The following is a 22773-nucleotide window of genomic DNA, read 5'->3' as shown; positions in this document are numbered from 1 at the left end:
CGCCGTGGCGCGCTCCGGCGCGCCCCGCCCCGCGATGACCGAGCCGGAAGCTACCGCCACGCCGCGCGCGATCCCGCCGATCCACTATCCCGAGGACCTGCCGGTCGCCGCCCTCCGCGGGGAGATCAGCGAGGCCCTTGCCGGTCACCAGGTCGTCATCGTCGCCGGCGAGACCGGGTCCGGGAAGACCACCCAGCTGCCGAAGATCTGCCTGGAGCTCGGCCGCGGCCGCGAGCGGCGCATCGGCCATACGCAGCCGAGGCGCCTCGCCGCGCGCAACGTGGCCCGGCGCATTGCCGACGAGCTGGCGACGCCCCTCGGTGGCCTCGTCGGTTACCAGGTCCGGTTCCAGGACAGCGTCGGCCCCGGGACGGCGGTGAAACTCATGACCGACGGCATCCTCCTGGCGGAGCTGCGCCGGGATCGTGACCTCGCCGCCTACGATACGCTGATCATCGACGAGGCTCACGAGCGCAGCCTCAACATCGACTTTCTCCTCGGCTACCTGCACCGTCTGCTGCCCCGGCGGCCGGACCTCAAGGTCGTGATCACTTCCGCGACCATCGACGTGGAGCGCTTTTCCCGGCATTTCCACGGCGCGCCCGTGGTAGAGGTGCCCGGGCGCTCCTATCCCGTCGAGACGCATTACCTGCCGCCGGAGCCCGGCGCGGACCGCGACCCGGTGCAGGACCTGGCCGGGCGGGTGCGCGAGGTGCGTGACGGCGCCTGGGGGCCGCGTGGCGACATGCTCGTGTTCCTCCCCGGGGAGCGGGATATCCGCGAACTGGCCCACGCCCTGCGCGGCGAAGCGGGCCTCGACGTGCTGCCGCTCTACGCCCGCCTCGGCCAGGCGGACCAGGCCCGGGTCTTCGACCCGCGCAGCCGCCGCGGCCTGCGGGTCGTGCTCGCCACCAACGTCGCGGAGACCTCGGTCACCGTTCCCGGCATCCGCTACGTGATCGACCCGGGCGAGGCGCGGATTAATCGCTACAGCCCGCGTTCGCGGATCCAGCGCCTGCCCATTGAGCCCGTTTCCCGGGCCAGCGCCGACCAGCGCAAGGGCCGCTGCGGCCGCGTCGGCCCCGGGGTGTGCCTGCGGCTCTACAGCGAGGAAGACTACCTGGCGCGGCCCGCGTTCACGGACCCGGAAATCCGCCGCAGCAACCTGGCGGCGGTGATCCTGCAGATGCTCGACCTGCGGCTCGGGGCGGTGGAGCGGTTCCCGTTCCTCGAGCCGCCGGAGCGCAAGGGCGTGCGCGAGGGCTACCGCCTCCTGGAGGAACTCGGCGCCGTGGATGCCGGGCACCGGCTCACGCCCCTCGGGCGCAAGCTGGCCCGGCTGCCCGTCGACCCCATCGCCGGGCGCATGATTCTCGCCGCCGGCGAACACGGCTGCGTAGCGGAAGTGCTGGTCATCGCCAGTGCCCTCGCCGTGCAGGACCCCCGGGAGCGGCCGGCGGACCGCCAGGCGCAGGCGGACCAGGCCCACGCCCGCTTCCGGGACCCGCGTTCGGATTTTCTCGCCTTCGTGCAGCTCTGGCGCTACTTCGAGGAGCAGCGCCAGGCGCTGAGCCAGAACCAGCTGCGCAAGCTCTGCAAGCAGGAATACCTGTCCTTCCTGCGCATGCGCGAATGGCGGGATGTCCACCGGCAGCTGAGCATCGCCTGCCGCCAGCAGGGTATCGCCGTGCCCTCCAGGCTCGCGGAGGAGCCGGACTATACGGGCATCCACCGGGCGCTCTTGCCGGGCCTGCTGGCCAACGTCGCGCAGCGCCACGAGGGGCGCGAATACCTGGGCGCGCGCAACCGCAAGCTCCGGGTCTTTCCCGGCTCAACGCTGCATCGCAAGCCGCCGCCCTGGCTGGTGGCGGCGGAGGTCGTGGAGACCAGCCGGGTCTTCGCGCGCACGGCTGCCGCCATCGAGCCGGGCTGGCTGCTCTCGGCGAACCCGGCGCTACTCAGGCGGCATCACTACGAGCCGCGCTGGCAGCGCGGCAGCGGCCGGGTGGTGGCCACCGAGCGGATCACGCTGTTCGGGCTCACGGTGAGCGATGGCACGACCGTGCACTATGGCCCCATCGACCCGCCCGTGGCGCGGGAACTCCTGATCCGCGAGGGCCTGGTGCCGGGGCGCTGGCGACAGAAGCCCGCCTTCCTGCGCCACAACCTCGCCGAGGCCGCTGCGCTCGAGGACCTGGAAAACCGTATCCGGCGGCGCGACCTGCTGATCGACGAGGAGGCGCTGTACGCGTTCTACGACGAGCGCCTGCCGGCGGACATCACCACGGCGGCGAAGCTCGCCCGCTGGCTGAAGCGCACGCCGGGGGCCGATGCCAGCCTGCGCCTGTCCCGGGCGGACCTGGCCGCCCGCCTGCCCGGGGAGGAGCTGGAAGCGCAGTTCCCGGACGAGCTGTCCTGGGAGGGGCAGCGCTACCCGCTTGCGTACCGCTTCGAGCCCGGCGGCGAGGCCGACGGTGTCTCGGTGACGGTGCCGGTCGCGCTGCTCAACCGCGTGCCCCGGTACCGCTTCGACTGGCTGGTACCGGGCCTGCTCCGGGAGAAATGCGAAGCCCTGGTCCGCAGCCTGCCGAAGCACCTCCGGCGCAAGCTCGTCCCCGTTCCCGATACCGTCCTGGCCGCGCTCCAGGAGCTGGCACCGGCAGACCGGCCGCTGCCCGCTGCGCTCGCTCCCGTACTCTCCCGCCTCGGCGCCTGCCGTGTCGAGGCGGCCGATTTCGCCCCGGCGGGTCTCGACGATTTCTACCGCATGAACGTGCGCGTAGTGGATGCCGAGGGCAGGCTGCTGGCCCAGGGGCGGGATCTCGAGGCGCTGGTTGCGGCGTTCCGCGACGAGACCGCCGTCGCGGTGACCGGCCCGGGAGCCCCGGGGCCCGCGCGGGAAGGCATCACGGCCTGGGATTTCGGCGCGCTGCCCGAGCGCTGGAGCGAGGAGCAGGCGGGGGTCACCATCCTGGCCTTTCCCGCCCTCGAGGACCGCGGCGACAGTGTCGCCATCCGGCTCTTCGACTATACCGAGGATGCGCTGGCGAGCCATCGCCGGGGCCTGGCGCGCCTGGCGGCCCTGCAGCTGCCGCGGCCCCTGCGCAGCCTGCGCAAGCAGCTCCTGCGTGCAAACGAGGACCAGCTGCTGTTCGCAGCCGCCGGCCTGGACCGGGAACCGCTGGTCGACGACCTCCTCGCGGCCGCGGTGCTTGAGGCCTGCGCTCTGGGGACCGGTGACTGCCGGGACCCGGGGACCTTCGAGGCGGCCGTGCGGCAGGGTAATGCACGCCTTGTGGCGGTCGCCAACGAGCTGGAACAACGGCTGCGCAATACGCTGCGGCCGCTGGCCGCGGCCCGGCCCCGGCTGGCGAAGCTGGCGGGCCAGTGGCCGGAGGCCGTCGCCGACGTGGAGGGACAGCTCGCGGACCTGTTCCGACCCGGCTTCATTCTTGCGACGCCTTTCGACCGGCTAGCGCAATATCCCCGCTACGCCAAGGCGCTGGATTACAGGCTGGAACGGCTGCCGGCCCAGCCGGGCAAGGACGAACAGGCCCGTGCGCAGCTCGAGGCCCTCCAGGCGCCGCTCGCCGCGCTCCTCTCCGAGCGCCCCCATGTGCGGCTTATGTGCGAAGATATAAGAACCTATAGCGAAATGTTGGAAGAGTTTCGAGTTTCACTCTTCGCCCAGCAGCTCGGGACATCGCGGCCCGTTTCGGCCAAGCGCCTGGCCCGGCAGTGGCAGGTCTGCGAGGCCTGGCTGGCCGCGCACCCGCGTTGAGGCGTGCCGGCGGCGGATAAACATGAATGATTCGGGTTCTAGTTCGTGTTTCGCGGAACCGTCCTCTTCCTCACGGGTCGGACCTTTCTGTCGGCGCTCTCGTCGACGCCTCGATCGGTCGCGGGCCTCGGTCTGCGGCGCGGGTACTTGCAGGAACTTGCAGACCTGCCCGCGGGCCGGGTCGATTTCCTTGAGCTGGCGCCGGAGAACTGGCTCGGCGTCGGCGGGCGCCTCGGCCGCACTTTCGGGGGCCTGGCCGAGCGCTACTCCCTGGCCCTGCACGGTCTCTCCCCGGACATCGGCGGCACCGCCCCCCGAGGCCGGCCTGGACCCCTCTCGATGCCGTTCCCACGCTGTCCCCGCTCGCCTGGGTGCTTCGCTACCGCTGGCCCGTCCATCTCATCGGTCCGCGCCACCAGTCCGAGGCGCCGCCCACGGGGTGCTGGGGCTTTCGCGCGATGTGCTTTCGCGTGATGTTGTGCCGCCGGAGTCGCCGGCTTAAGATTGCCGGTTACGTTTTCGGGGAAGAACAATGATTGCTCGACTGATCCTGGTGGTAGCCCTGGCACTGTCCGGCACCCAGCTCGCGCGGGCCAGCAGCGTGGATCCGCTGGAGCCGATCAATCGCCCGATCTTCGCTTTCAACGACATGCTCGATACCTTCGTGCTGCGCCCGGCGGCGAAGGGCTACGATTACGTGGTTCCGCAGGGCGTGCAACTCAGCATCGGCAACTTCTTCGGCAACATGCTCGACGTGAACCGGGCCGTGAACGCGCTGCTCCAGGGCAAGTGGAGCGGCGCCCGGGATTCCGCTGGCAGGGTTCTTGTGAACAGCACCCTGGGCATGTTCGGCTTTTTTGATGTGGCAACGGAGCTCGGCATCGAGCGTCAGCGCGCCGATTTCGGTGAGACCCTCGCCGCCTGGGGCGTGCCGCAGGGCCCCTATATCGTGGTGCCGCTCTTTGGCCCGCGCACCGTGCGCAGCGGCACCGGGACGCTGGTCGATACCTTCGCTTCGGTGCCTTTCTACATCGACGATTCGACCGTTACCTGGAGCCTCTTCAGCCTCGGCATCGTCCACGGCCGCGCGCGGCTGCTGGAGTCGGACCAGCTCATGTCCGGCGACCGCTACATCTTCATCCGCGATGCCTACCTGCAGCAGCGCGCGGCACGGCTGAACGAAGGCGTGGTGGAGGACGAGTTCTCCGATTTCGAGGACGACTGGTCGGAGGATTTCTGAGCCCTGCCCGGCAGACGGCCCCGAAACTGTGAATTGTGCCCCAGCCTGCGCGTTCCGCCTTGCCCGGTTGCGCCGGGGGGCGTAGTGTCCTCCCAAGTCTGGAGCCCTTGATCCATGCAGATGACACACAGCGGCAAGGTGCTGGTCATCGACAATGACCCGGAACGCGCCGAGGCGCTCGCCCGGCTCGTGACCGGTGCCGGCTTCACCGCCGATATCACTACCGACGTGACCAATTCCACCCAGTCGCTGAGCGATGCCAGCGACCTGGATGTCATCCTCTGTGAACTCGATCTCGAGGGCGTCTCCTGGGGAGAAGCGAAGCGCACGCTGCGCGAGATGAACGTGCAGGTCCCGGTGATCATGTTTTCCGACGAGGCCTCTTCGGCCGACATGATGACGGCGCTGCGCCTCGGCGCGAATGATTTCTTCGCCCGCCCGGTGGAAGACGCGCAGGCCCTTTTCGACTCCATGGACCGCTGCGTGCGCCAGCGGCAGATGAGCCGGGAACTGCGCCAGTCCCGCAAGCGGCTGGAATCCGCCAACCGCGAGCTGAACCGCACCGTGCGCGTGCTCGAGCAGGACCAGCAGGCGGGGCGCCAGGTGCAGCTGCGCATGCTGCCGGTTTCACCGATGGTGATCGGGGACTATGTCTTCAGCCACACCGTGATCCCCTCCCTTTACCTGAGCGGGGACTTCACCGACTACTTCACCGTGGGCCAGGACCATGTGGTGTTCTTCATGGCCGACGTATCGGGCCATGGCAGCTCCTCTGCCTTCGCTACCGTACTGCTGAAGAACCTCTTCGCGCGCAAGCGCTCGGACTACCTGCGAAAAACCGATGGCACGGTCCTCGACCCGGTGCGCATGCTCGGGCTCGCCAACAAGGAGCTCCTCGACCTCGGTGTCGGCAAGTTCGCCACCATGATCGTCGGCGCCCTGGACATGGCATCCAACCGCCTGCGCTACGCGGTGGCCGGGCACCTGCCGCTGCCGGTGCTGGTCTCCGATGCCGGGGCCGACTACCTCCCCGGGGAGGGCACGGCGGTCGGCATGATGCCGGATGCGGCCTTCGAGGCGCAGGAAGTGCCCCTGCCGGAGAGCTTTACACTGGCGCTGTTCTCCGACGGCATCCTGGAGATCCTGCCGCCGGACAACCTGATCGAGAAGGAGTCCTTCTTCCTCGACGTTTTCCGCCAGGGCAGCGAGAGCCCGGCAGCACTGGTCACCCGCCTCGGCCTCGATTCCGTGGCCACGGCGCCGGACGACATCGCGGCGCTGTTCGTCAGCAAGCGGGCCAACCGTGAGTGAGGGCCGGGTGCTGGCCGCCTGCCAGGACGGCGCCTACGTGCTGCGCCTGACCGGCGACGTGCGCATGACCCTGTGCACGTCCCTGGACGACTACCTTGCGCAGATGCTCTCGGACCCCGCCTTCGCCAGCGTGTGGATTGACCTCTGTGACGTGGAGGGGCTGGACAGCACCACGCTCGGCCAGCTGGCCAAGCTGGCCCTGCAGGTGCGGGAGCGCTACGGCTTCCGGCCGGCCATCTACTGCTGCGATGCGGGTATCAACCGGCTGCTGACCAGCATGGGTTTCGAGCGCCTCTTCGAACTGCACGAGAAAACCTGCTGCAACAGCGGCACCGCCGAAGCGATTCCCCTCGTGCCGGGCAGCGAGGATGCGGTCCGCGAACGGGTGATCGAGGCGCACCGGGTCCTCATGGGTCTGTCCGACGAGAACGCGGACCGCTTCCGCGACCTTATGGACGCGCTGGAGTCTTCCGCCTAGGGCTGCCCTAGCGACCGACGACGGACAGCTTCGCCCGGATGTATTCTTCGTGCGGCACGTAGATGAGTTCGGCGATGCGACGGATCAGGTGCTCCTCGTACTTGTCGATATCGCCGTCCGCATAGGCCACCTTCCACATGTCGGTGATCAGCTGGCGCTTGCGCGCCAGGCTGAAGTGGTCGTTGATCAGCCGGGTGAACTGGTAGAGCGAGGTCGCCGCGTCCGCCTGGGCGTTGGCCTCGCGCACCAGGGCATCGAGCTCGGCCTCGCTGAGGCCCAGGCTTCGCCTCAGGGTGTCGGCCAGGGCCGCTTCCTCGACCCCGTCCTGGCGCGAGTCCGCCCGCGCCGTCTCGATCAGCAGCGCTGCCGCCGCCAGCCGCAGCCGGTGCTCCGTGACGGCCGGTTCGTCGGCACGGGCCGGCTCGAAGAGGGCTTTCAGCGCGCCGATCATCGCTGGCTCACCACCCGCTCGAGGCGGCGCTGGTCGGCGACGAAATTGCGGATGCCCTCGGCGAGTTTCTCCGTGGCCATGGCGTCCCCGTTGAGTTCGAGGCGGAAGGCGGCTTCCGCCGGTGGCGCGAGGGCATCCTGGGAAGCTGCGCCCGTGGCCGAGAGCGCCTGCGGCAGTTCCCCCTCGTCGTCGGCGAGGCCTTCAAGCAGCGTCGGGCTGATCGTCAGGCGGTCGCAACCGGCGAGGGCCTCGATCTCGCCCTGGTTGCGGAAACTTGCGCCCATGACCACCGTTTCGTAGCCATGGTGCTTGTAGTAGCGGTAGATGCGCCGCACCGACTGTACGCCGGGGTCGTCCTCGGGATGCTCGATGACGACGTCCGTGTTGGCCCGGTACCAGTCGAGGATCCGGCCGACGAAGGGCGAGATCAGGTGGACGCCCGCATCGGCGCAGGCGCGGGCCTGCGTGAAACCGAAGAGCAGGGTCAGGTTGCAGTTGATGCCGTCCCGCTCCAGGGATTCGGCGGCGCGGATGCCTTCCCAGGTCGACGCGGTCTTGATCAGCACGCGCTCGCGACCGACTCCCGCCTCCTCGTAAAGCCCGATCAGCTTCTTCGCCCGCTCTATCGTGCCCGCGGTATCGAAGGACAGGCGCGCATCGACCTCCGTGGAGACGCGACCGGGAATGAGCTCGAGAATCTCGCGGCCCACGGCGACGGCGAAGCGGTCGCAGCTGTCCGCGAGCTGTTCCTCGTCCGAGCCACCGCGCGCCGCGGCGGCACTGCGGGCGCTATCGAGGAGCTCGGCGTAGTGCGGCAGCGCGGAGGCCTTGAGCAGGAGCGAGGGATTCGTGGTCGCGTCCGTGGGGGCGAACTGGCGGATGGCCTGGATGTCGCCGGTGTCGGCAACCACCTGGGTCATGGCCTTGAGTTGCTCGAGCTTGCTGGGCATGGGGTCTCCTGGTTCGGTCGCCGCGTCAGGCGGCGAGCGGGGTCAGCTGGTCGAGGGCGGCGCGGAGCGTGTCGGCTCCCGCCCCGGGTCGGTGCGCGTTCTCGCTGAGATGGCGCCGGAAGCGACGGGCGCCGGGCCGGCCGCTGAACAGGCCCAGGACGTGCCGCGTGATGTGGTTGAGAGGCGTGCCTGCAGCGAGCTCGCGCTCGAGGTAGGGGAAGAGGGCGAGCAGCGCTTCTTCCGGCGTGGCGGCCGGGTCGGGCGCGGCGAACAGGGTGCTGTCGACCCGCGCCAGCTGCCACGGGTCCTGGTAGGCGGCGCGCCCGAGCATGATGCCGTCGAGCGCCGCGAGGTGCTCGCGGCCGCTCTCGAGGCTGCCGAGGCCGCCGTTGAGAACGATCGTGAGCGCCGGGAACTCGTCCTTGAGCCGGTACACCCAGGGGTAGTTGAGCGGCGGGACTTCCCGGTTTTCCTTCGGCGACAGGCCTTTAAGCCAGGCCTTGCGCGCGTGCACGATGAACACCCCGCAGCCGCCCCCGGCGACGGTGCCGACGAAGTCGCGGAATTCGCCGTAGCTCTCCATGTCATCGATGCCGATGCGATGCTTGACGGTGACGGGAATCGTGCAGGCATCACGCATGGCGCGCACGCAATCCGCCACCAGGGTCGGGCGGGCCATGAGGCAGGCACCGAAAGCGCCGTTCTGCACCCGGTCGGACGGGCAGCCGCAGTTGAGGTTGACCTCGTCGTAGCCGGCGTCCTCGGCGAAGCGGGCACAGCGGGCGAGGTCTGCCGGGTCTGAACCGCCGAGCTGCAGCGCCACGGGATGTTCCGCGGCCCGGTCGAAGGCCAGCAGCCGCTCGCGGTCGCCGTGGATCAGCGCGCCGGTGGTAACCATCTCCGTGTACAGTCGCGCATGACGAGAGAGCCCACGCCAGAACTGGCGGCAGTGGCGGTCCGACCAGTCCATCATGGGGGCGGTGCAGAAGCGCCAGGGCGAAGCGGGGTGGCGGAGACTTTCGGTGTATTTCCTCACGGTGCGTAGCATACCGCAAGCCGGCGCGTCGCGCGTCCCCCGCCCGGCCCCCCGCCCGGCGCACGAGCGCTCGATCAGCCAGCCGGCTGCGTTCTCAGCTGCGCCACGAAGCCGCGCATCAACTGCACGAACTCGGTGCGCTTGGAGTGGCTCTCCCACTCCTCGAGGAGCGTCTTGCGCCGCGCTTCCATGACCTCCGGCGGGTTAGTGATGTAGCCCATCGCCCATTCGCTGAACAGGCGCCCGGGCAGGTAGTTCACGCCGATGAGCACACTGTCGTAATGCCTCGGATCCTCCAATATCCGTGTATACAGCTGCAAGACGTTCTTCTGGGGGCCCTCCAGCACCTGGACGAACTGCCCGCCGCCTGCGCGGAGCAGGCCGCTGATGCGTTCAGCGGGGTTGTTCGCCCGGGATTGGGCCAGGATCTCGAGAAAGTCCCCTTCATCCACGCCGAGGCTCGCACGGCTGACGTACAGCAGGCAGCACAGCTTGTCCATGTATTCTCCGCCTCCCTGCGGGTCGGATCAGTTGTCGGGGTTCTTACGGCCGCACAGCGGGGGCGCTCCACACGGGGCAGGCAGCGGGATGTCAGGTGCTGCACGCACGTTTACTGCGCATCTTCTCCCCAGACTGCCTCGAGGCGCCGGTCTCGGCCGCAGTTCCAGCGGTAATACTTGTAGCGCAGCGGGTTTTTCTCCGCGTAGTCCTGGTGGTACGCCTCCACCGGCCAGAAGCGGCCGGCGGGGAGCAGATCGGTGGCGATCTCCCGGTCCGCGAAGCGCTTGCGCACGGCGGCCAGGGACGCTTCGGCGGCCGGGCGCTGGGCTTCGGTGGCGAAGATGGCGGTGCGGTAGCTCGGTCCCTTGTCGCAGAACTGGCCGCGTGCATCGAACGGGTCGATATTGTGCCAGAAGTGCTCGAGGAGCTGCTCGTAGCTGATGACAGCCGGGTCGTAGCTTACCTTCACCGCCTCGTAGTGGCCCTCATGGTTGCCGCGGTAGGTGGGGTTCGGCAGGGTGCCGCCGGTAAAGCCCGAGACGACGTCGCCGACCCCCTCGAGCTTCTCGAAGTCGGCTTCCATGCACCAGAAGCAGCCGCCCGCGAACATCGCTTCAGCGGCGCGGAGCGGGCTGGCGACGAGGCTGCAGCAGGCCAGCAGCATGAGCAGGAGCAGGCGGGTCATCGTGGCTCTCCGGTAGGGTACACAGGCTAGGACCGTTCGATGCAGGGCGGGTTCCGGGTCATTACGCCTCCGGGAGCGAAGCGGATTCGTCTCCCGCTCCCGCATCAATGCAGCCCATGCGCTACACTCGCCGCTCGACCAGCGGGGAGGGCGCCTTGAAAACATTACCTGTAATGCTGTCGCGCGGGGGCGGGCGGGCCCTCTTGCCCTGCCTGCTGGTGACCCTCTTGCTGTCGCCGCTGGCGCGCGGCGGGGTCAGCTTCGAAGCCGTGCAGGCACTGCCCTCCACGCCACCGGCCGCCCGCCTTGCCTATGGCCAGGCGGACAGCCAGTACGGTCTCTACTGGGCCCCGGCGGACGGCGCCGTGGCCGCGCCGCTCGTCGTACTGATACACGGCGGCTGCTGGCTGGCGGAGTACGGGGTGGATCACCTGCGCCCGCTCGCGGGCGCACTGGCCGAAGCCGGCTTCGCCGTCTGGGCTCCGGAGTATCGCCGCGTGGGCGACGGCGGCGGTGATCCGGCCACGCTCGAGGACCTGCGCGCGGCCATCGCGCGACTGCCGGCGCTGCCCGTCGAGCCCCGCGGCCTCGCCTTCGTGGGCCACTCCGCGGGCGGCCACCTCGCGCTCTGGGCGGCGGCCGGCGGCAGCGGTGTGGTGCCGGTACCGGACCTGGCCGTCGGGCTTGCAGCGATCACGGATCTCGCCGCCTACGGAGCCACCGGCGGCAGCTGCGGCGCGGCGGTGGCAGCATTCATGGACGGCGCTCCCGCGGCCCGCTACCGCGCGCTGTCGCCGGCGTTCCTGCGCTACACGATGCCCGTCGTTCTTCTGCACGGAGACGCGGACGCGATCGTGCCGCCCGCGCAGGCGGCGGCTCTGCCGGGAGCGACGGTGCACGCGCTCCCCGGTGCGGGCCATTTCGATCTGATTCACCCCGGCGGTGAAGCCTTCCGCAGGCTGCTCGCTGTACTGCGCGAGGGGTTGGCGTCATGAGCCACGACGAGGCGGTGCGCCGCGACCGGGAGGACACGCTGGCACCGCTGCGCGACGCTTTCGCGCTGCCGGCAGACACCGTCTACCTGGACGGCAATTCCCTGGGGGCGCTGCCGAAAGCAGTGCCGGCGCACGTTCAGGCCATGCTCGCCGACGAGTGGGGACAGGACCTGATCGCCAGCTGGAACCGCCACGGCTGGATCGACCTGCCGGAGCGGGTGGGCGAGCAGGTGGCGCCACTCATCGGCGCCGCGCCGGGGCAGGTGCTCTGCTGCGACAGCATCTCCGTGAACCTGTTCAAGCTGCTGGCCACGGCGCTGGCGCTGCGGCCGGGCCGGCGCACGATCCTGGTCGAGGCCGGTGATTTCCCGACGGACCGCTACCTGGCCGAGGGCCTGGCGTCCTTCCTCGGCGCGGAGCGCTGCCGGGTGCGCGAGGCCGCCGGTAAAGAGCTCGCGGCGGCGCTGGACGACGACGTCGCGGTGCTGCTCGCCACCGAGGTCAACTTCCGCAGCGGCCGCCGCCACGACATGGCGGCGCTCACCCGCGCGGCGCACGAGGCCGGTGCCCTGGCGCTCTGGGACCTCGCGCACAGCGCCGGCGCGATGCCGGTGCAGCTCGATGCCAGCGGCGCCGACCTCGCCGTCGGCTGTGGCTACAAGTTCCTGAACGGCGGCCCGGGCGCCCCGGCCTTCCTCTACGTGGCCCGGCGCCACCAGGACACGGTACAGCAGCCGCTGACCGGCTGGCTCGGGCATCGCTCGCCCTTCGCCTTCGCCGATCGCTATGAGCCGGCGCCGGGGGTGCTGCGCTACCAGGCGGGTACGCCGTCGATCCTCGCCCTGCGCGCGCTGGAGGCCGCGCTTTCGGTCTTCGACGGCGTGGCGCTCGAGGACCTGCGCGCGAAGTCCCTGGCGCTGACCGATTTCTTCCTCGCCGCCATCGACGCGGAGCCCGCCTTCCGCGCTGTCCGGGTCCTGACGCCGCGGGCGCACGGCGAGCGCGGCAGCCAGGTATCGCTTGCCCACCCCGAGGGCTACGCGGTGGCGCAGGCGCTGATCGAGGCCGGCGTGATCGTGGACTTCCGCGCGCCGGACATCGTACGGTTCGGCTTTGCGCCCCTCTATAACAGCTTTGCCGACGCGGCCGCTGCCGCCCGCTGTCTCGCGGCCGTGCTGGCCGAGGAGCGCTACCGGGCCGGGCGCTTCCAGGCGCGGGCCCGGGTGACCTGACAGCGCAGGAGAACACCATGCTCTACCTGTTCACCGTGACCGTCGCCGAGGGCTACAGCGCCGAGCAGTACGCGGAGGCCTGGGTGCGCGCCAGCCGCCTGATCCAGCAGGCGCCCGGGGCCCGCGGCACGCGGCTGCACCGCAAGCTGGACGACCCGCGGGTGCTGCTCGCGATCGCCCGGTGGGACTCGAAGGCCGATCGCGATGCCATGGAGGCCGACCCGCCCGACGCCGTGAAGGCGATCATCGCCGCCGAGGCGCCCTTCGTGTCCATCGACCTCATCGGTGAGTTCGACGAGCCCGAGTGGGTCGTCCTCCCCGGGGAGGGTGGTGAGCGGCCCTGACGGCCGCGCGCGGGTGCATGGCCAGGGCCCGCGCCCGTATAATCGCGGCTCGTTTTTCTGTCCAGGCCCCGCCATGACCGTACGCACCCGCATCGCCCCTTCGCCCACCGGTGACCCGCACGTCGGCACCGCCTACATCGCGCTGTTCAACCTCTGCTTCGCCCGCGCGCACGGCGGCCAGTTCGTGCTGCGCATCGAGGACACCGACCGCGCGCGCAGTACCCTTGAATCCGAACAGGCGATCCTCGACGCACTGCGCTGGCTCGGCCTGGACTGGGACGAGGGGCCGGACGCGGGCGGCGACCACGGTCCCTACCGGCAGAGCGAGCGCATGGAGCTCTACGGCCAGTACGCCTGGCAGCTGGTGGAGTCCGGCAAGGCCTTCGTCTGCTACCGCACGCCCGAAGAGCTGGAAGCACTGCGCACGGCGCGCCGCGAGGCGGGCCAGGCCACCGCGCTGAAGCCGTCCGACCTGTATCTGCCGGAGGAGGAGGTCGCCCGCCGCGAGGCGGCGGACATGCCCTACGTGATCCGCATGATCGTCCCGGAGGAGGACGGCAGCTGTGCCGTGGCCGACCGGCTCCGCGGCACCATCGAGCTGGACTGGAGCATGATCGACGCCCAGGTGCTCCTGAAGAGTGACGGCATGCCCACCTACCACCTGGCCAACGTGGTGGACGATCACCTCATGGGCATTACCCACGTCATTCGCGGCGAGGAGTGGATCAACTCCGCGCCCAAGCACCAGCTACTCTACGAGTACTTCGGCTGGGATATGCCGGAGCTGTGCCACCTGCCGCTGCTGCGCAACCCGGACAAGTCCAAGCTCTCCAAGCGCAAGAACCCCACCAGTATCCTCTACTACGAGCGCATGGGTTTCCTGCCGGAGGCCCTGCTCAACTATCTCGGCCGCATGGGCTGGTCCATGCCCGACGAGCGGGAGAAGTTCTCCCTGCACGAGATGCTCGCTCACTTCGACATCGATCGGGTCTCCCTGGGCGGGCCGATCTTCGACGTGGAGAAGCTGCGCTGGCTGAACGGTGTCTGGCTGCGCGAGGAGCTCAGCGAGGCGCAGCTCGCCGACCGGCTGCAGCACTGGGCCTTCAATCGCGACAACCTGATGAGCGTGCTGCCGCACGCGCAGAAGCGCATGGAAGTGCTCAGTGACTTCGCGCCGCTGGCGGGCTTCCTGGTCTCCGGCGAACTGCCGCTCACGGAAGCCGACTTCGACGGCGTGCGCGGCGAGCGCGAGGACATCGTGCGCCAGCTGCAGTTCGCTCTCTGGCGCCTCGAGGCGCTGCGCCACTGGGACCGCGATGCGGTCTGGCAGGCGCTCAAGGCCCTGGCCGATGACCTCGGCATCAAGGTGAAGGATTTCCTGGCGCCGCTGTTCATCGCCATCAGCGGTTCCAGCGCGTCCTTTTCGGTGGTCGACGCCATGGGCCTCCTGGGCCCGGACATGAGCCGCATGCGCATCCGCCACGCCATCGCGGTGCTCGGCGGCGTGTCGAAGAAGGCCGGCAAGCGGCTGGAAAAAGACTACGGGGCGCTGCCCTCGACGGAGGCCTGACCATGGCAGAAGCACCGCTCAGACTCATCGGAGGCACCGGTTCCCCCTACACCCGCAAGATGGTTGCGCTGCTGCGCTACCGGCGCATCCCCTACGCGGTGACCTGGGGCCACCCGGCTCAGGAGCTCGAGCGCCTCGGCATTGCGCCGCCGCGGCCGGTGCTGTTGCCCACGCTGCTGTTCGAGGAGGAGGGCGAACTGCGCGCGCGCTGCGACTCGACGCCGCTGATCCGGCGCCTCGAGGCGGAACATGCCGGGCGCGAGGTGGTGCCCGCCAACGCAGCCCTCGCCTTCATCGACTACCTGCTCGAGGACTTCGCCGACGAGTGGGGCACGAAGTGGATGTTCCACTACCGCTGGTGCCGGCCCGCGGATGCGGAGAAGGCCGCCACGGTGCTGCCGCTGAGCGTCGATGTCTCCTTGCCGGCGCGGGAGCTCGAGGCGGTGGCCCGGGCCTTCGGCGACCGGCAGATCGAGCGGCTCTGGGTGGTCGGCTCCAACACGGCCACCGCGCCGGTCATCGAGGCCAGTTACGAGCGCTTTCTCACCGCCTTCGCCGCCCACCTGGAGGAGCAGCCCTGCCTGCTGGGGCGCCGCCCGGGCGCCGGTGATTTCGCGCTCTTCGGCCAGCTTTCCCAGCTCGTGGGCTTTGATCCGACGCCGCGGGCGCTGGCCGATGAAAAGGCGCCGCGCGTGGTCGCCTGGGTCGACCGCCTCGAGGACCTCGGCGGCCTCGAGCCCGCGGAGGCGGACTGGAACGACCCCGCCGCGCTGCCTCCGACCCTGCGCCCGCTGCTCGCAGAGGTCGGCCGCGTCTACGCGCCGGCGCTGCTGGCCAACGCCGCCGCCGTGGCGGCCGGCGACAGCGAGTGGGAAACGGAGATCGACGGCGCCGCCTGGCGCCAGCGCAGCTTCCCCTACCAGGCCAAGTGCCTGGGCTGGATCCGCGAGGAATACGCCGCGCTGGAGCCCGTGGCCCGGGAACAGGTCGATACGCTGCTGGCGGGCACCGGCTGCGACGCGCTGCTCGCCGGCTGATGGATGCCGGCGTCGGGGTGCTGCCTTGCCACGCGTGCATCACCGTTCTCGAATCCCCGGCCTGGGACCGGCCGGCGCCTGGGGCTCTTTTCGGGCCCGGTTTTCTGTCAGGATAATGCTATGGCCATCAGTACCTTCGACCTGTTCAAGGTCGGCATCGGACCTTCCAGCTCGCACACCGTGGGCCCGATGCATGCTGCCCGGCGTTTTGCCGAGGCCCTCGCGGAAGCCGGTGCCCTCGACGATAGCGCGCGGGTTGTCGCCCACCTCTACGGTTCCCTGGGCGCCACCGGTGCCGGCCACGGCTCGCCCAAGGCCATCATCCTGGGCCTCGAAGGTGAGACACCGGAGACGGTCGACGTGGATGCGATCCCGGCGCGCATCGAGCACGCCCGGGAGGCGGGCGAGCTCACACTGCTCGGTCGCCATGCCATCGCCTTCAGCTACCGTGACGACCTGCAGATGCACCGCAGCGAGAGCCTGCCCTACCACTCGAACGGCATGCGCTTCGAGGCCTTCGACAGCGACGGCGAATCGCTGCTTGAGCGGGTGTTCTATTCCGTGGGCGGCGGTTTCGTAGTGGATGAGAGCGCGGCGGAGAGCGGCTTCGTCGTGGCGGACGAAACGGTGCTGCCGTACCCCTTCGACACGGCCGAGCAGCTCCTCGCCCACTGCCGGGACAGTGGCCTCTCCATCAGTGCGCTCATGCTCGAGAACGAGAAGGCGTGGCGCAGCGAGGCGGAGGTCCGCGAGGGTCTCCTGCACCTGTGGCAGGTAATGGACGCCTGCATCGAGCGCGGCTGCCGCAGCGAGGGCATCATGCCCGGGGGGCTCAAGGTCCGTCGGCGGGCGGCGCAGCTGTACCGGCAGCTGAAGAGCCACGAGCAGTCCTTCGGCGATGCCTCCCTCAACACCATGGACTGGGTCACGCTCTACGCCCTCGCGGTCAACGAGGAGAACGCCGCCGGGGGGCGGATCGTTACCGCGCCCACGAACGGGGCGGCGGGGATCATCCCCGCAGTGCTCAAGTACTACCTGGACCACTGCAGCGGCAGCAGCGAGGACGACATCGTCCGCTACCTGCTCACCGCCGGCGCCATCGGCATTCTCTACAAGATCAACGCGTCCATCTCCGGTGCGGAGGTGGGCTGCCAGGGCGAGGTGGGCTCGGCCTGTTCCATGGCCGCCGGCGCCCTCGCCGACGCGCTGGGCGGCACGCCCGCGCAGGTGGAGAACGCGGCGGAGATCGCCATGGAGCACAACCTGGGCCTGACCTGTGATCCCGTCGGCGGCCTGGTTCAGGTGCCGTGCATCGAGCGCAATGCCATGGGCGCGATCAAGGCCATCTCCGCGGCGCGGATGGCGCTGCGCGGCTCCGGCGAGCACTATGTGTCCCTGGACCAGGTGATCCGCACCATGCGCGATACCGGCCGCGACATGCAGGACAAGTACAAGGAAACCGCCCGCGGCGGTCTCGCGGTCAACGTCCTCGAGGTCCCGGTGAACATCATCGAGTGCTGAGCGGCCCGTGACGCTGGCGACCCTGCTCACCTGGACGGATCTCCTCGCCGTCGCCGTATTCGCCATCAGCGGGGCGCTGGCTGCGGCTGAGCAGAAGCTCGACGTGCTCGCCTTCATCCTCTTCGGCACCATCACCGGTGTGGGCGGTGGCACGCTGCGCGACCTCCTGCTCCAGGCGGGCCCGGTTTTCTGGATCGCCGACACCCGCTACCTGTGGGTCTGTATCGGCGTCTCCATGGCCACCTGGTACCTGGCGCCGCTGCTGCGCTCCCGGGTGAGCGTGCTGGTCTGGGCGGATGCCTTCGGCCTCGCCCTGTTCAGCGTCCTCGGCACGGCCAAGGCCCTCGGTGCAGAGGCACCGGTGATCGTCGCCGTGGTCATGGGTGTCATGTCGGCGAGCTTCGGGTCGCTCATCCGCGACACGCTGCTCAACCGCTCGCCGGTCCTGCTCGAGCCGGAGATCTACGTGACTGCCGCGCTTCTCGGCGCCGCCAGCTATGCGCTGCTGGCAGGCGTGCCGTGGCTTGATGACGGGCTCGTGTTGCTCCTCGCGATGGCCGGTGCCTTTGCGCTGCGCGCCGCCGCGATCGCCTTCGACCTGCGCCTGCCCAACTATCGCCGGTGATCGCCGGGCGCATCCTGGTCTAGACTTGCGGTAGCGACCGTCGCTAAAGGGCGCCGCCGCATCGCGTGTGCGACACAGCCCCGGCAGCGACGTCACTGACTGCCGTTGCGAGGGGAGGGTCCCGGTTTGTTCGAGCTGGCGGGCATGTTCCTCGGCGGGCTGGGCCTCTTCCTGCTCGCGGTGGCCATGATCACGGACGGCCTCAAGCTGTCCGCCGGCGAAGCACTGCGGGGTATCCTGGCGTCCTCCACGCGCACGCGGCTGCGCGGCGTTCTCTCCGGCGCCCTGGTCACGGCCCTTGTGCAGTCGTCCAGCGCTGTAACCGTGGCCACCATCGGTTTCGTCAACGCCGGCCTGCTGTCCCTGGGGCAGTCCTTCGGGATCGTCTACGGCGCCAATATCGGTACCACCATGACCGGTTGGATCGTCGCCGCCGTAGGCTTCAGCTTCAAGGTCGAGGCGTTCGCGCTGCCGCTGGTCGGCGCCGGCATGCTGTTGCGGCTGCTGCGCCCGACGTCACGCTTTGCCGCCTTCGGCGAGGCGATCGCGGGCTTCGGCCTGTTCTTCATCGGCATCGACGTGCTGCAGGAGGCCTTTGCGGCCTTCGCGCTCTCGGTGGACGTGGCCGGCTTCGCTCCGCAGGGGGGGCTGGGGCTGGTGCTCTACGTCCTTCTCGGCTTCGCCATGACCGTGCTCACACAGTCGTCGAGTGCTGCCCTCGCGCTGACGCTGACCGCGGCCGGCGGTGGCGTGCTCGCTCTCAATGCCGCGGCGGCGATGGTCATCGGTGCCAACGTGGGCACCACCTCCACGGCCGCCCTGGCGGTGATCGGGGCTACCCCCAACGCGCGCCGCGTCGCGGCGGCCCATGTCTGCTTCAACCTGCTGACCGGTGGCGTGGCACTGTTGCTCCTGCCGCTCATGCTGCTCGCCGTGGATCGCGGGGGCGCGGCGCTTGGTCTTGCCGCGATTCCCACGGTAGCGCTGGCGCTGTTCCATACGTCCTTCAATATCCTTGGTGTCGCCCTGATGTGGCCGCTGACACCCTGGCTGGCGCGCTTTCTGGCGCGGCATTTCGGCACCCGGGCGGAAGGGCTGGCGCTGCCGCAGTACCTCGACCGCAACGTCCTCGGCACCCCGGATCTCGCGCTGCGCGCCCTGTGCCTGGAGCTTGCCCGCGCCAGCGAGCTCGTGCGCAGCCGCAGCATCGAGATCATGAGTGCAGAGGCGCCCGCCCGGGAGGTCGTTGAGCAGGGCATGGCCCTGGAATCCCTGGTCGAGGCGGTCGAAACCTTCGCCACGGACCTGGGCGCGACCCGGCTTCCCGATGACCGGCGCGGCGAGCTGACCAACGCGCTGCGCATCAACACCTACCTGGAAGAGGTCACCCGCCTTGGCAGCGCGCTCCTCGATGCCCGCGACGATGTCGAGGCGGTGCTGCGCGCGCCGGTGCTGCCGCGGGTGACGGCCTTCCAGGCCGGCATCGTCGATTACCTGCGCGCCTGCGATCCGGCCGCGCCCGGGTTCTCCGGCGAAACGCTGGATGCAAACTACGATGCCCTGCGGGAGCAGTGGCACGACCTCAAGGCAGTGATGCTCGAGGCCGCAGCGCGGCACCAGCTTCCCGTGGGCAGCCTCAACGCCGCCCTCGAGGCGCTGCGCGGCTGCCTGCGCATGGCCGAGCAGCTCGCCAAGGCCGCGGAGCGGTTGCGCGCCCTGGGGGTCGAGGCGCCCTCACCGGTATTGCCAGCCGGTCCGCAGCCAGCGCAGAGCGGGGAGCCGGGGGAAGGGCCGTGGGAGGGGCCGAGGAAAGAGCCGACACCGGAAGCGGAGCCCGGCGTGGCAGCGGAAACGCGACCGGGGCCCGAACGACAACCCGAGCCGGGCCCGGAAACGAAAGACGGGGCCGGCGCCTAGCCGCCGCGCCGGAGGAGCGCCACCGCGGCGAGCACCGTGAGCAGCGACTCGAAGGCGATGGCGCCGTAGCTGTAGACGGTGAGCGGGTCCGTCGCCAGCAGCGCGTGGTAGCTGCGGGCGGCCGCGAGGAGGCCGATGCCCAGCAACAGCGCCCAGAGGCCTGCTGTACCGTACTCCGAGCGGCGCGCGCAGAGCAGGCAGAACAGCCCGAAGCCGGTCTGGAAGCCGCCGTACATCGCGCCGATTTCCGTCATGCCGTCGCCGTTGGTGGCCGCGAGCCCCGCGGCACTGGTGGCGATTTCCGGGTTCACCAGGCAGGCGAGGCCGTAGCCCGTGAAGATGAGACCGGCGACGTAGAGCAGGATCTTGCCCATGGGATGATGTCCTCCTGTCAGGCGGGGGCCGGCGGGTCCGTGCCGGGGACTCGCCGGCTCAGGGTGGCGCTCAGCCAGTAGAAAAGGGCGCCGCTGGCGACGATGCCGGCACTGATGAGTGCCTCCACCGGCCGCTGCAGCACGATGTAGAGCAGGGTCCAGCCCGTGATGGCGAGGAAGAGCAGTGGCGGCAGCGGGTAGAGCACGACCCGGAAGGGTCGCGGCAGGTCAGGCTGCCGCCAGCGCAGCACGAAGAGGCCGAGGACCGTGAAGAAGGTGTTGAGGGCCATGGTGGCGCCGGAGAAGACCAGGATGCGGTCGAAGGAGGCCGTCCACAGGAACAGGAGCGCAACGGTGGCCTGGGTGACGATGGCCGTGACCGGGATGCCGTCGCCGTTGACCCGCGCCAGGGGACGGAACACGGCGAAATCCTCGCCGATGGACTGGAGGACGCGCGGCCCGGCGAGGATCATGGCGCTGACGGTGGACACCAGCAGCAGGGCGAGCAGCACGCCCATGATGGCGGCCCCGGCATCGCCGAAGGCATAGCCTGCCGCCACGTAGCCCACCTCGACCTTGCCGACCATGGCCTCCATGGGTGCCACGGCCAGGAAGACGAAGTTGAGCAGCAGGTAGGCCAGGCAGACAATGCCCGTGCTGGCGATGAGGACCGTCGGCAGGTTGCGCTGCGGCCGCTCCAGTTCGCCGCTGATGTAGGTCGCGGCATTCCATCCCGAGTAGGCGTAGTTCACGTAGATCAGCGAGACGGCGAAGGCGCCGGAGAAGAGCAGGGCGCCGTCACCGCGAGAAGGCGCGAAAGCGGTCTGCTGCCCGCTGTCGTTGAGCAGCAGGGCAAGCCCGGAGAAACCGAGGATCAGCAGGATCTTGAGCCAGGTAAGCCAGCGCTGCGTGCCGCCGCTGCCGCGGTGACTAGTGGAGTGCGCCACGGTGAGCACGATTACCAGGCCGGTCGCCAGCCAGATCGAAGAGAGGGCCGGAAAGACGGCGGACAGGTAGCTGCCGAAGGTCATGGCGGCGAGCGCGGTGGGCGCGGCAAAGCCGACGGTGGCCGAGACCCAGCCGGAGATGAAGCCCGCGGCGGGGTGGAAAATGCGCGAGAGGAAGTTGTACTCGCCGCCGGAGCGGGGCAGGGCGGCGCCCAGCTCGGCGTAGCTCATGGCGCCGCAGAGCGCGGCCAGGCCGCCCACGGCCCACAGGGCCAGGAGCACCGGCGCCGAGCGGATCTCCACGAGCTGGAAACCGAGGCTGGTGAACACGCCGGTCCCGACCATGTTCGCGATGACGATGGCGGCGGCGACCGATGGCTTGAAGGAAGACACCGCGCAAGCTTGCTCGGCGGGGCCGCTCCATGCAAGTTTTTGCAGGGTCGGGTTTTCTCCGGGCCATGCCTTGACACCCCCGGTGGCGAACCCTAATATGCGCGCTCTCCGCCGGAGCCCGCCCGTGGCACCGGCAGTCGTGGGGCCATAGCTCAGCTGGGAGAGCGCAACACTGGCAGTGTTGAGGTCGGCGGTTCGATCCCGCCTGGCTCCACCATAACCACAGGGCTTTAAGCGTAAGTCGTCACTAACAGGGACAAAGCGGGACAAAAAGCGCGCTGTCCAAGCTGCAGAAAAAATTGTAATGCGCGATACCTGAGAGTGTTGCGCGTACACATTCGCAAGATCTGATGCAACTCGTACGCAGTCGCCGGCTAGGCTAGGGGTTCGTAAACGTACTGGACTAGCGTCTCGATGTGACTTGCTACGCGATGCTCTTTCGGCCTCACCCCAGTCGGATGGCCGCAGCCGTTCCGGAGCTTTAAGGCACCTTCAAGCTCTTCTTTGATGTTCTTGCCGAAGAGACCGATTGCCTTGCAAATTTGGAGGAGGTCATACTCCGAGACCGAGCCTAGGTCATCCCGTATCTTTATCGGCTTTGCCTTTGGCTTTCGCGCAATCAATTCCTTGTTGAAATCTGCGAGATGATTGTCAACCACGACCTGATGGAGTGTCGCTACGGCGCCCACCCAAGAGAGCACTACCGCAGAGCGGTGTAGTCCGAACTCCAAAGCCTTTACTGCCTCCTCTAGGAATCCTCGCGTACTTTCGTCTGAAACTTGATGCAGCGCGGCGCGGAGTTTGATTTGCGGCGTGGTTGTTGGCGAGCTGGTTAAGTCCAGTCCGAGTTCTTTTAGCTTGTCTTTCCCGGCTGCAGTGGCTGCCCAACCATCCGCGTAGCGAGCTACCAAGTTGTCGAGGTGGCCGAGGAGGGCAGAGACGTTCCAGTTTTTTGCCTTTCGGAGTCCAGCATTGATAGCGGCTTCCTTTATGTCTTTCGGCATCAGCTTTTCTTCGCCGGCTGCGACCAACGCAAGCACGGCGTACTTTCTCGGAAGATCTTGGTTGTGGAGAAAGGTTTCGAGGTTACTTGCCACTCAAAGTAGACCTTATCTCGGAAGCCTTTTCCTCAACGAGTGCGTATCTCTCGCCTCCTAGTTCGTTCAGAGAGCCCGACTTGACGAGGGTTCGCAAGGCGGTTGAAAGGTTGTTCGAGTAGCTCTTCCTGTAAAAGCTTGTCGCAGTCTGAATCGCTCCGGGTTTGTCGGAGGCTCCAGACCTTGAGAGGATGGAGCGATGAACAAACGACCGAAGTATCCACCGGAGTTCCGGGAGCGAGCTGTTCGCATGGTGCTTGAGCATCAGGGAGAGCATGGCTCTCAGTG

Annotated in this window: 22 protein-coding genes and 1 tRNA gene; 14 read left to right on the top strand and 9 right to left on the bottom strand. The window is 69.0% G+C overall.

What is annotated here, in order from left to right; all coding sequences use genetic code 11:
• Positions 1-34: 34 nt before the first annotated feature.
• The 5 genes from hrpA to ACX93N_RS03275 all read left to right on the top strand — a co-directional run bounded on the left by hrpA (position 35) and on the right by ACX93N_RS03275 (position 6810).
• Entirely contained in the window at positions 35-3781 is a 3747-nt protein-coding gene (gene hrpA / locus ACX93N_RS03295; protein WP_459426965.1) for an ATP-dependent RNA helicase HrpA, read from the top strand.
• 45 nt (positions 3782-3826) lie between these two features.
• A complete protein-coding gene (locus ACX93N_RS03290; protein ID WP_459426964.1) occupies positions 3827-4255 on the top strand; it encodes a multinuclear nonheme iron-dependent oxidase in 429 nt (142 codons plus the stop codon).
• Positions 4256-4313: 58 nt separating this feature from the next.
• A complete protein-coding gene (locus ACX93N_RS03285; RefSeq protein ID WP_459426963.1) occupies positions 4314-5021 on the top strand; it encodes an MlaA family lipoprotein in 708 nt (235 codons plus the stop codon).
• A 114-nt stretch (positions 5022-5135) separates the two neighbouring features.
• Positions 5136-6332, top strand: coding sequence for a PP2C family protein-serine/threonine phosphatase (locus ACX93N_RS03280; protein ID WP_459426962.1), 1197 nt, complete (start codon positions 5136-5138; stop codon positions 6330-6332).
• Positions 6325-6810, top strand: coding sequence for an STAS domain-containing protein (locus ACX93N_RS03275; protein WP_459426961.1), 486 nt, complete (start codon positions 6325-6327; stop codon positions 6808-6810). The genes ACX93N_RS03280 and ACX93N_RS03275 overlap by 8 nt, the downstream gene beginning before the upstream one ends.
• Positions 6811-6817: 7 nt before the next feature.
• On the opposite strand, the gene ACX93N_RS03270 is transcribed toward ACX93N_RS03275, so the two are convergent.
• The 5 genes from ACX93N_RS03270 to msrA form a co-directional block, all read right to left on the bottom strand.
• Positions 6818-7261, bottom strand: coding sequence for a tellurite resistance TerB family protein (locus ACX93N_RS03270; RefSeq protein ID WP_459426960.1), 444 nt, complete (start codon positions 7259-7261; stop codon positions 6818-6820).
• A complete protein-coding gene (gene tal, locus ACX93N_RS03265; RefSeq protein WP_459426959.1) occupies positions 7258-8211 on the bottom strand; it encodes a transaldolase in 954 nt (317 codons plus the stop codon). The genes ACX93N_RS03270 and tal overlap by 4 nt, the downstream gene beginning before the upstream one ends.
• A gap of 25 nt (positions 8212-8236) precedes the next feature.
• Positions 8237-9259, bottom strand: coding sequence for a tRNA dihydrouridine(20/20a) synthase DusA (gene dusA / locus ACX93N_RS03260; protein ID WP_459426958.1), 1023 nt, complete (start codon positions 9257-9259; stop codon positions 8237-8239).
• A gap of 62 nt (positions 9260-9321) precedes the next feature.
• Positions 9322-9747 (bottom strand): BLUF domain-containing protein, encoded by a 426-nt coding sequence (locus tag ACX93N_RS03255; protein ID WP_459426957.1) that lies wholly within the window; start codon positions 9745-9747, stop codon positions 9322-9324.
• Between the two features lie 110 nt (positions 9748-9857).
• Positions 9858-10433 (bottom strand): peptide-methionine (S)-S-oxide reductase MsrA, encoded by a 576-nt coding sequence (gene msrA / locus ACX93N_RS03250; RefSeq protein ID WP_459426956.1) that lies wholly within the window; start codon positions 10431-10433, stop codon positions 9858-9860.
• A gap of 155 nt (positions 10434-10588) precedes the next feature.
• Here msrA and ACX93N_RS03245 point away from each other — a divergent pair, with 155 nt between their 5' ends.
• The 8 genes from ACX93N_RS03245 to ACX93N_RS03210 all read left to right on the top strand — a co-directional run bounded on the left by ACX93N_RS03245 (position 10589) and on the right by ACX93N_RS03210 (position 19674).
• Positions 10589-11428, top strand: a complete 840-nt coding sequence (locus tag ACX93N_RS03245) for an alpha/beta hydrolase family protein (RefSeq protein ID WP_459426955.1) — start codon at positions 10589-10591, stop codon at positions 11426-11428.
• Positions 11425-12660, top strand: a complete 1236-nt coding sequence (kynU, locus tag ACX93N_RS03240) for a kynureninase (RefSeq protein WP_459426954.1) — start codon at positions 11425-11427, stop codon at positions 12658-12660. Before ACX93N_RS03245 ends, kynU begins: the two co-directional genes overlap by 4 nt.
• Positions 12661-12677: 17 nt before the next feature.
• Complete coding sequence (locus ACX93N_RS03235) at positions 12678-13004, top strand: antibiotic biosynthesis monooxygenase family protein (protein WP_459426953.1); 327 nt, start codon at positions 12678-12680, stop codon at positions 13002-13004.
• Positions 13005-13077: 73 nt separating this feature from the next.
• The gene (gltX, locus tag ACX93N_RS03230) at positions 13078-14574 is read left to right on the top strand and encodes a glutamate--tRNA ligase (protein WP_459426952.1); all 1497 of its coding nucleotides are present in this window, start codon (positions 13078-13080) and stop codon (positions 14572-14574) included.
• A gap of 2 nt (positions 14575-14576) precedes the next feature.
• Positions 14577-15611, top strand: a complete 1035-nt coding sequence (locus ACX93N_RS03225; RefSeq protein ID WP_459426951.1) for a glutathione S-transferase N-terminal domain-containing protein — start codon at positions 14577-14579, stop codon at positions 15609-15611.
• A 120-nt stretch (positions 15612-15731) separates the two neighbouring features.
• Positions 15732-17132: an L-serine ammonia-lyase gene (locus tag ACX93N_RS03220; protein WP_459426950.1), complete on the top strand. Its 1401-nt coding sequence runs from the start codon at positions 15732-15734 to the stop codon at positions 17130-17132.
• Between the two features lie 7 nt (positions 17133-17139).
• Entirely contained in the window at positions 17140-17757 is a 618-nt protein-coding gene (locus ACX93N_RS03215) for a trimeric intracellular cation channel family protein (protein WP_459426949.1), read from the top strand.
• 126 nt (positions 17758-17883) lie between these two features.
• The gene (locus tag ACX93N_RS03210; RefSeq protein WP_459426948.1) at positions 17884-19674 is read left to right on the top strand and encodes a Na/Pi symporter; all 1791 of its coding nucleotides are present in this window, start codon (positions 17884-17886) and stop codon (positions 19672-19674) included.
• On the opposite strand, the gene ACX93N_RS03205 is transcribed toward ACX93N_RS03210, so the two are convergent.
• Positions 19671-20048 carry a DUF4345 family protein gene (locus ACX93N_RS03205; RefSeq protein WP_459426947.1) on the bottom strand — a complete coding sequence of 126 codons (378 nt, stop codon included), beginning with the start codon at positions 20046-20048 and terminating at the stop codon, positions 19671-19673. The genes ACX93N_RS03210 and ACX93N_RS03205 overlap by 4 nt on opposite strands.
• A 17-nt stretch (positions 20049-20065) precedes the next feature.
• Positions 20066-21388 (bottom strand): APC family permease, encoded by a 1323-nt coding sequence (locus ACX93N_RS03200; protein ID WP_459426946.1) that lies wholly within the window; start codon positions 21386-21388, stop codon positions 20066-20068.
• 141 nt (positions 21389-21529) lie between these two features.
• On the opposite strand from ACX93N_RS03200, the gene ACX93N_RS03195 reads away from it, so the two are divergent.
• A tRNA-Ala gene (locus ACX93N_RS03195) sits at positions 21530-21605 on the top strand.
• A 157-nt stretch (positions 21606-21762) separates the two neighbouring features.
• Here ACX93N_RS03195 and ACX93N_RS03190 read toward each other — a convergent pair.
• Together ACX93N_RS03190 and ACX93N_RS03185 are read right to left on the bottom strand one after the other, a co-directional pair.
• Entirely contained in the window at positions 21763-22485 is a 723-nt protein-coding gene (locus ACX93N_RS03190; protein ID WP_459426945.1) for a hypothetical protein, read from the bottom strand.
• On the bottom strand, positions 22475-22773 hold a 299-nt coding region (locus ACX93N_RS03185; RefSeq protein WP_459426944.1), incomplete at its 5' end, for a hypothetical protein. The genes ACX93N_RS03185 and ACX93N_RS03190, both read right to left, overlap by 11 nt.

This window comes from Pseudohaliea sp. (assembly GCF_054552115.1).
This window is presented reverse-complemented; position numbering and strand designations above follow the sequence as displayed.

Bases quoted from the DNA above. Each gene is read 5' to 3' on its own strand.
- ACX93N_RS03270 (WP_459426960.1), bottom strand. From the start codon at position 7,261: ATGATCGGCGCGCTGAAAGCCCTCTTCGAGCCGGCCCGTGCCGACGAA.
- ACX93N_RS03255 (WP_459426957.1), bottom strand. From the start codon at position 9,747: ATGGACAAGCTGTGCTGCCTGCTGTACGTCAGCCGTGCGAGCCTCGGC.
- kynU (WP_459426954.1), top strand. From the start codon at position 11,425: ATGAGCCACGACGAGGCGGTGCGCCGCGACCGGGAGGACACGCTGGCA.
- ACX93N_RS03280 (WP_459426962.1), top strand. From the start codon at position 5,136: ATGCAGATGACACACAGCGGCAAGGTGCTGGTCATCGACAATGACCCG.
- hrpA (WP_459426965.1), top strand. From the start codon at position 35: ATGACCGAGCCGGAAGCTACCGCCACGCCGCGCGCGATCCCGCCGATC.
- ACX93N_RS03220 (WP_459426950.1), top strand. From the start codon at position 15,732: ATGGCCATCAGTACCTTCGACCTGTTCAAGGTCGGCATCGGACCTTCC.
- msrA (WP_459426956.1), bottom strand. From the start codon at position 10,433: ATGACCCGCCTGCTCCTGCTCATGCTGCTGGCCTGCTGCAGCCTCGTC.
- ACX93N_RS03205 (WP_459426947.1), bottom strand. From the start codon at position 20,048: ATGGGCAAGATCCTGCTCTACGTCGCCGGTCTCATCTTCACGGGCTAC.
- ACX93N_RS03285 (WP_459426963.1), top strand. From the start codon at position 4,314: ATGATTGCTCGACTGATCCTGGTGGTAGCCCTGGCACTGTCCGGCACC.
- dusA (WP_459426958.1), bottom strand. From the start codon at position 9,259: ATGCTACGCACCGTGAGGAAATACACCGAAAGTCTCCGCCACCCCGCT.
- ACX93N_RS03225 (WP_459426951.1), top strand. From the start codon at position 14,577: ATGGCAGAAGCACCGCTCAGACTCATCGGAGGCACCGGTTCCCCCTAC.
- ACX93N_RS03235 (WP_459426953.1), top strand. From the start codon at position 12,678: ATGCTCTACCTGTTCACCGTGACCGTCGCCGAGGGCTACAGCGCCGAG.
- tal (WP_459426959.1), bottom strand. From the start codon at position 8,211: ATGCCCAGCAAGCTCGAGCAACTCAAGGCCATGACCCAGGTGGTTGCC.
- gltX (WP_459426952.1), top strand. From the start codon at position 13,078: ATGACCGTACGCACCCGCATCGCCCCTTCGCCCACCGGTGACCCGCAC.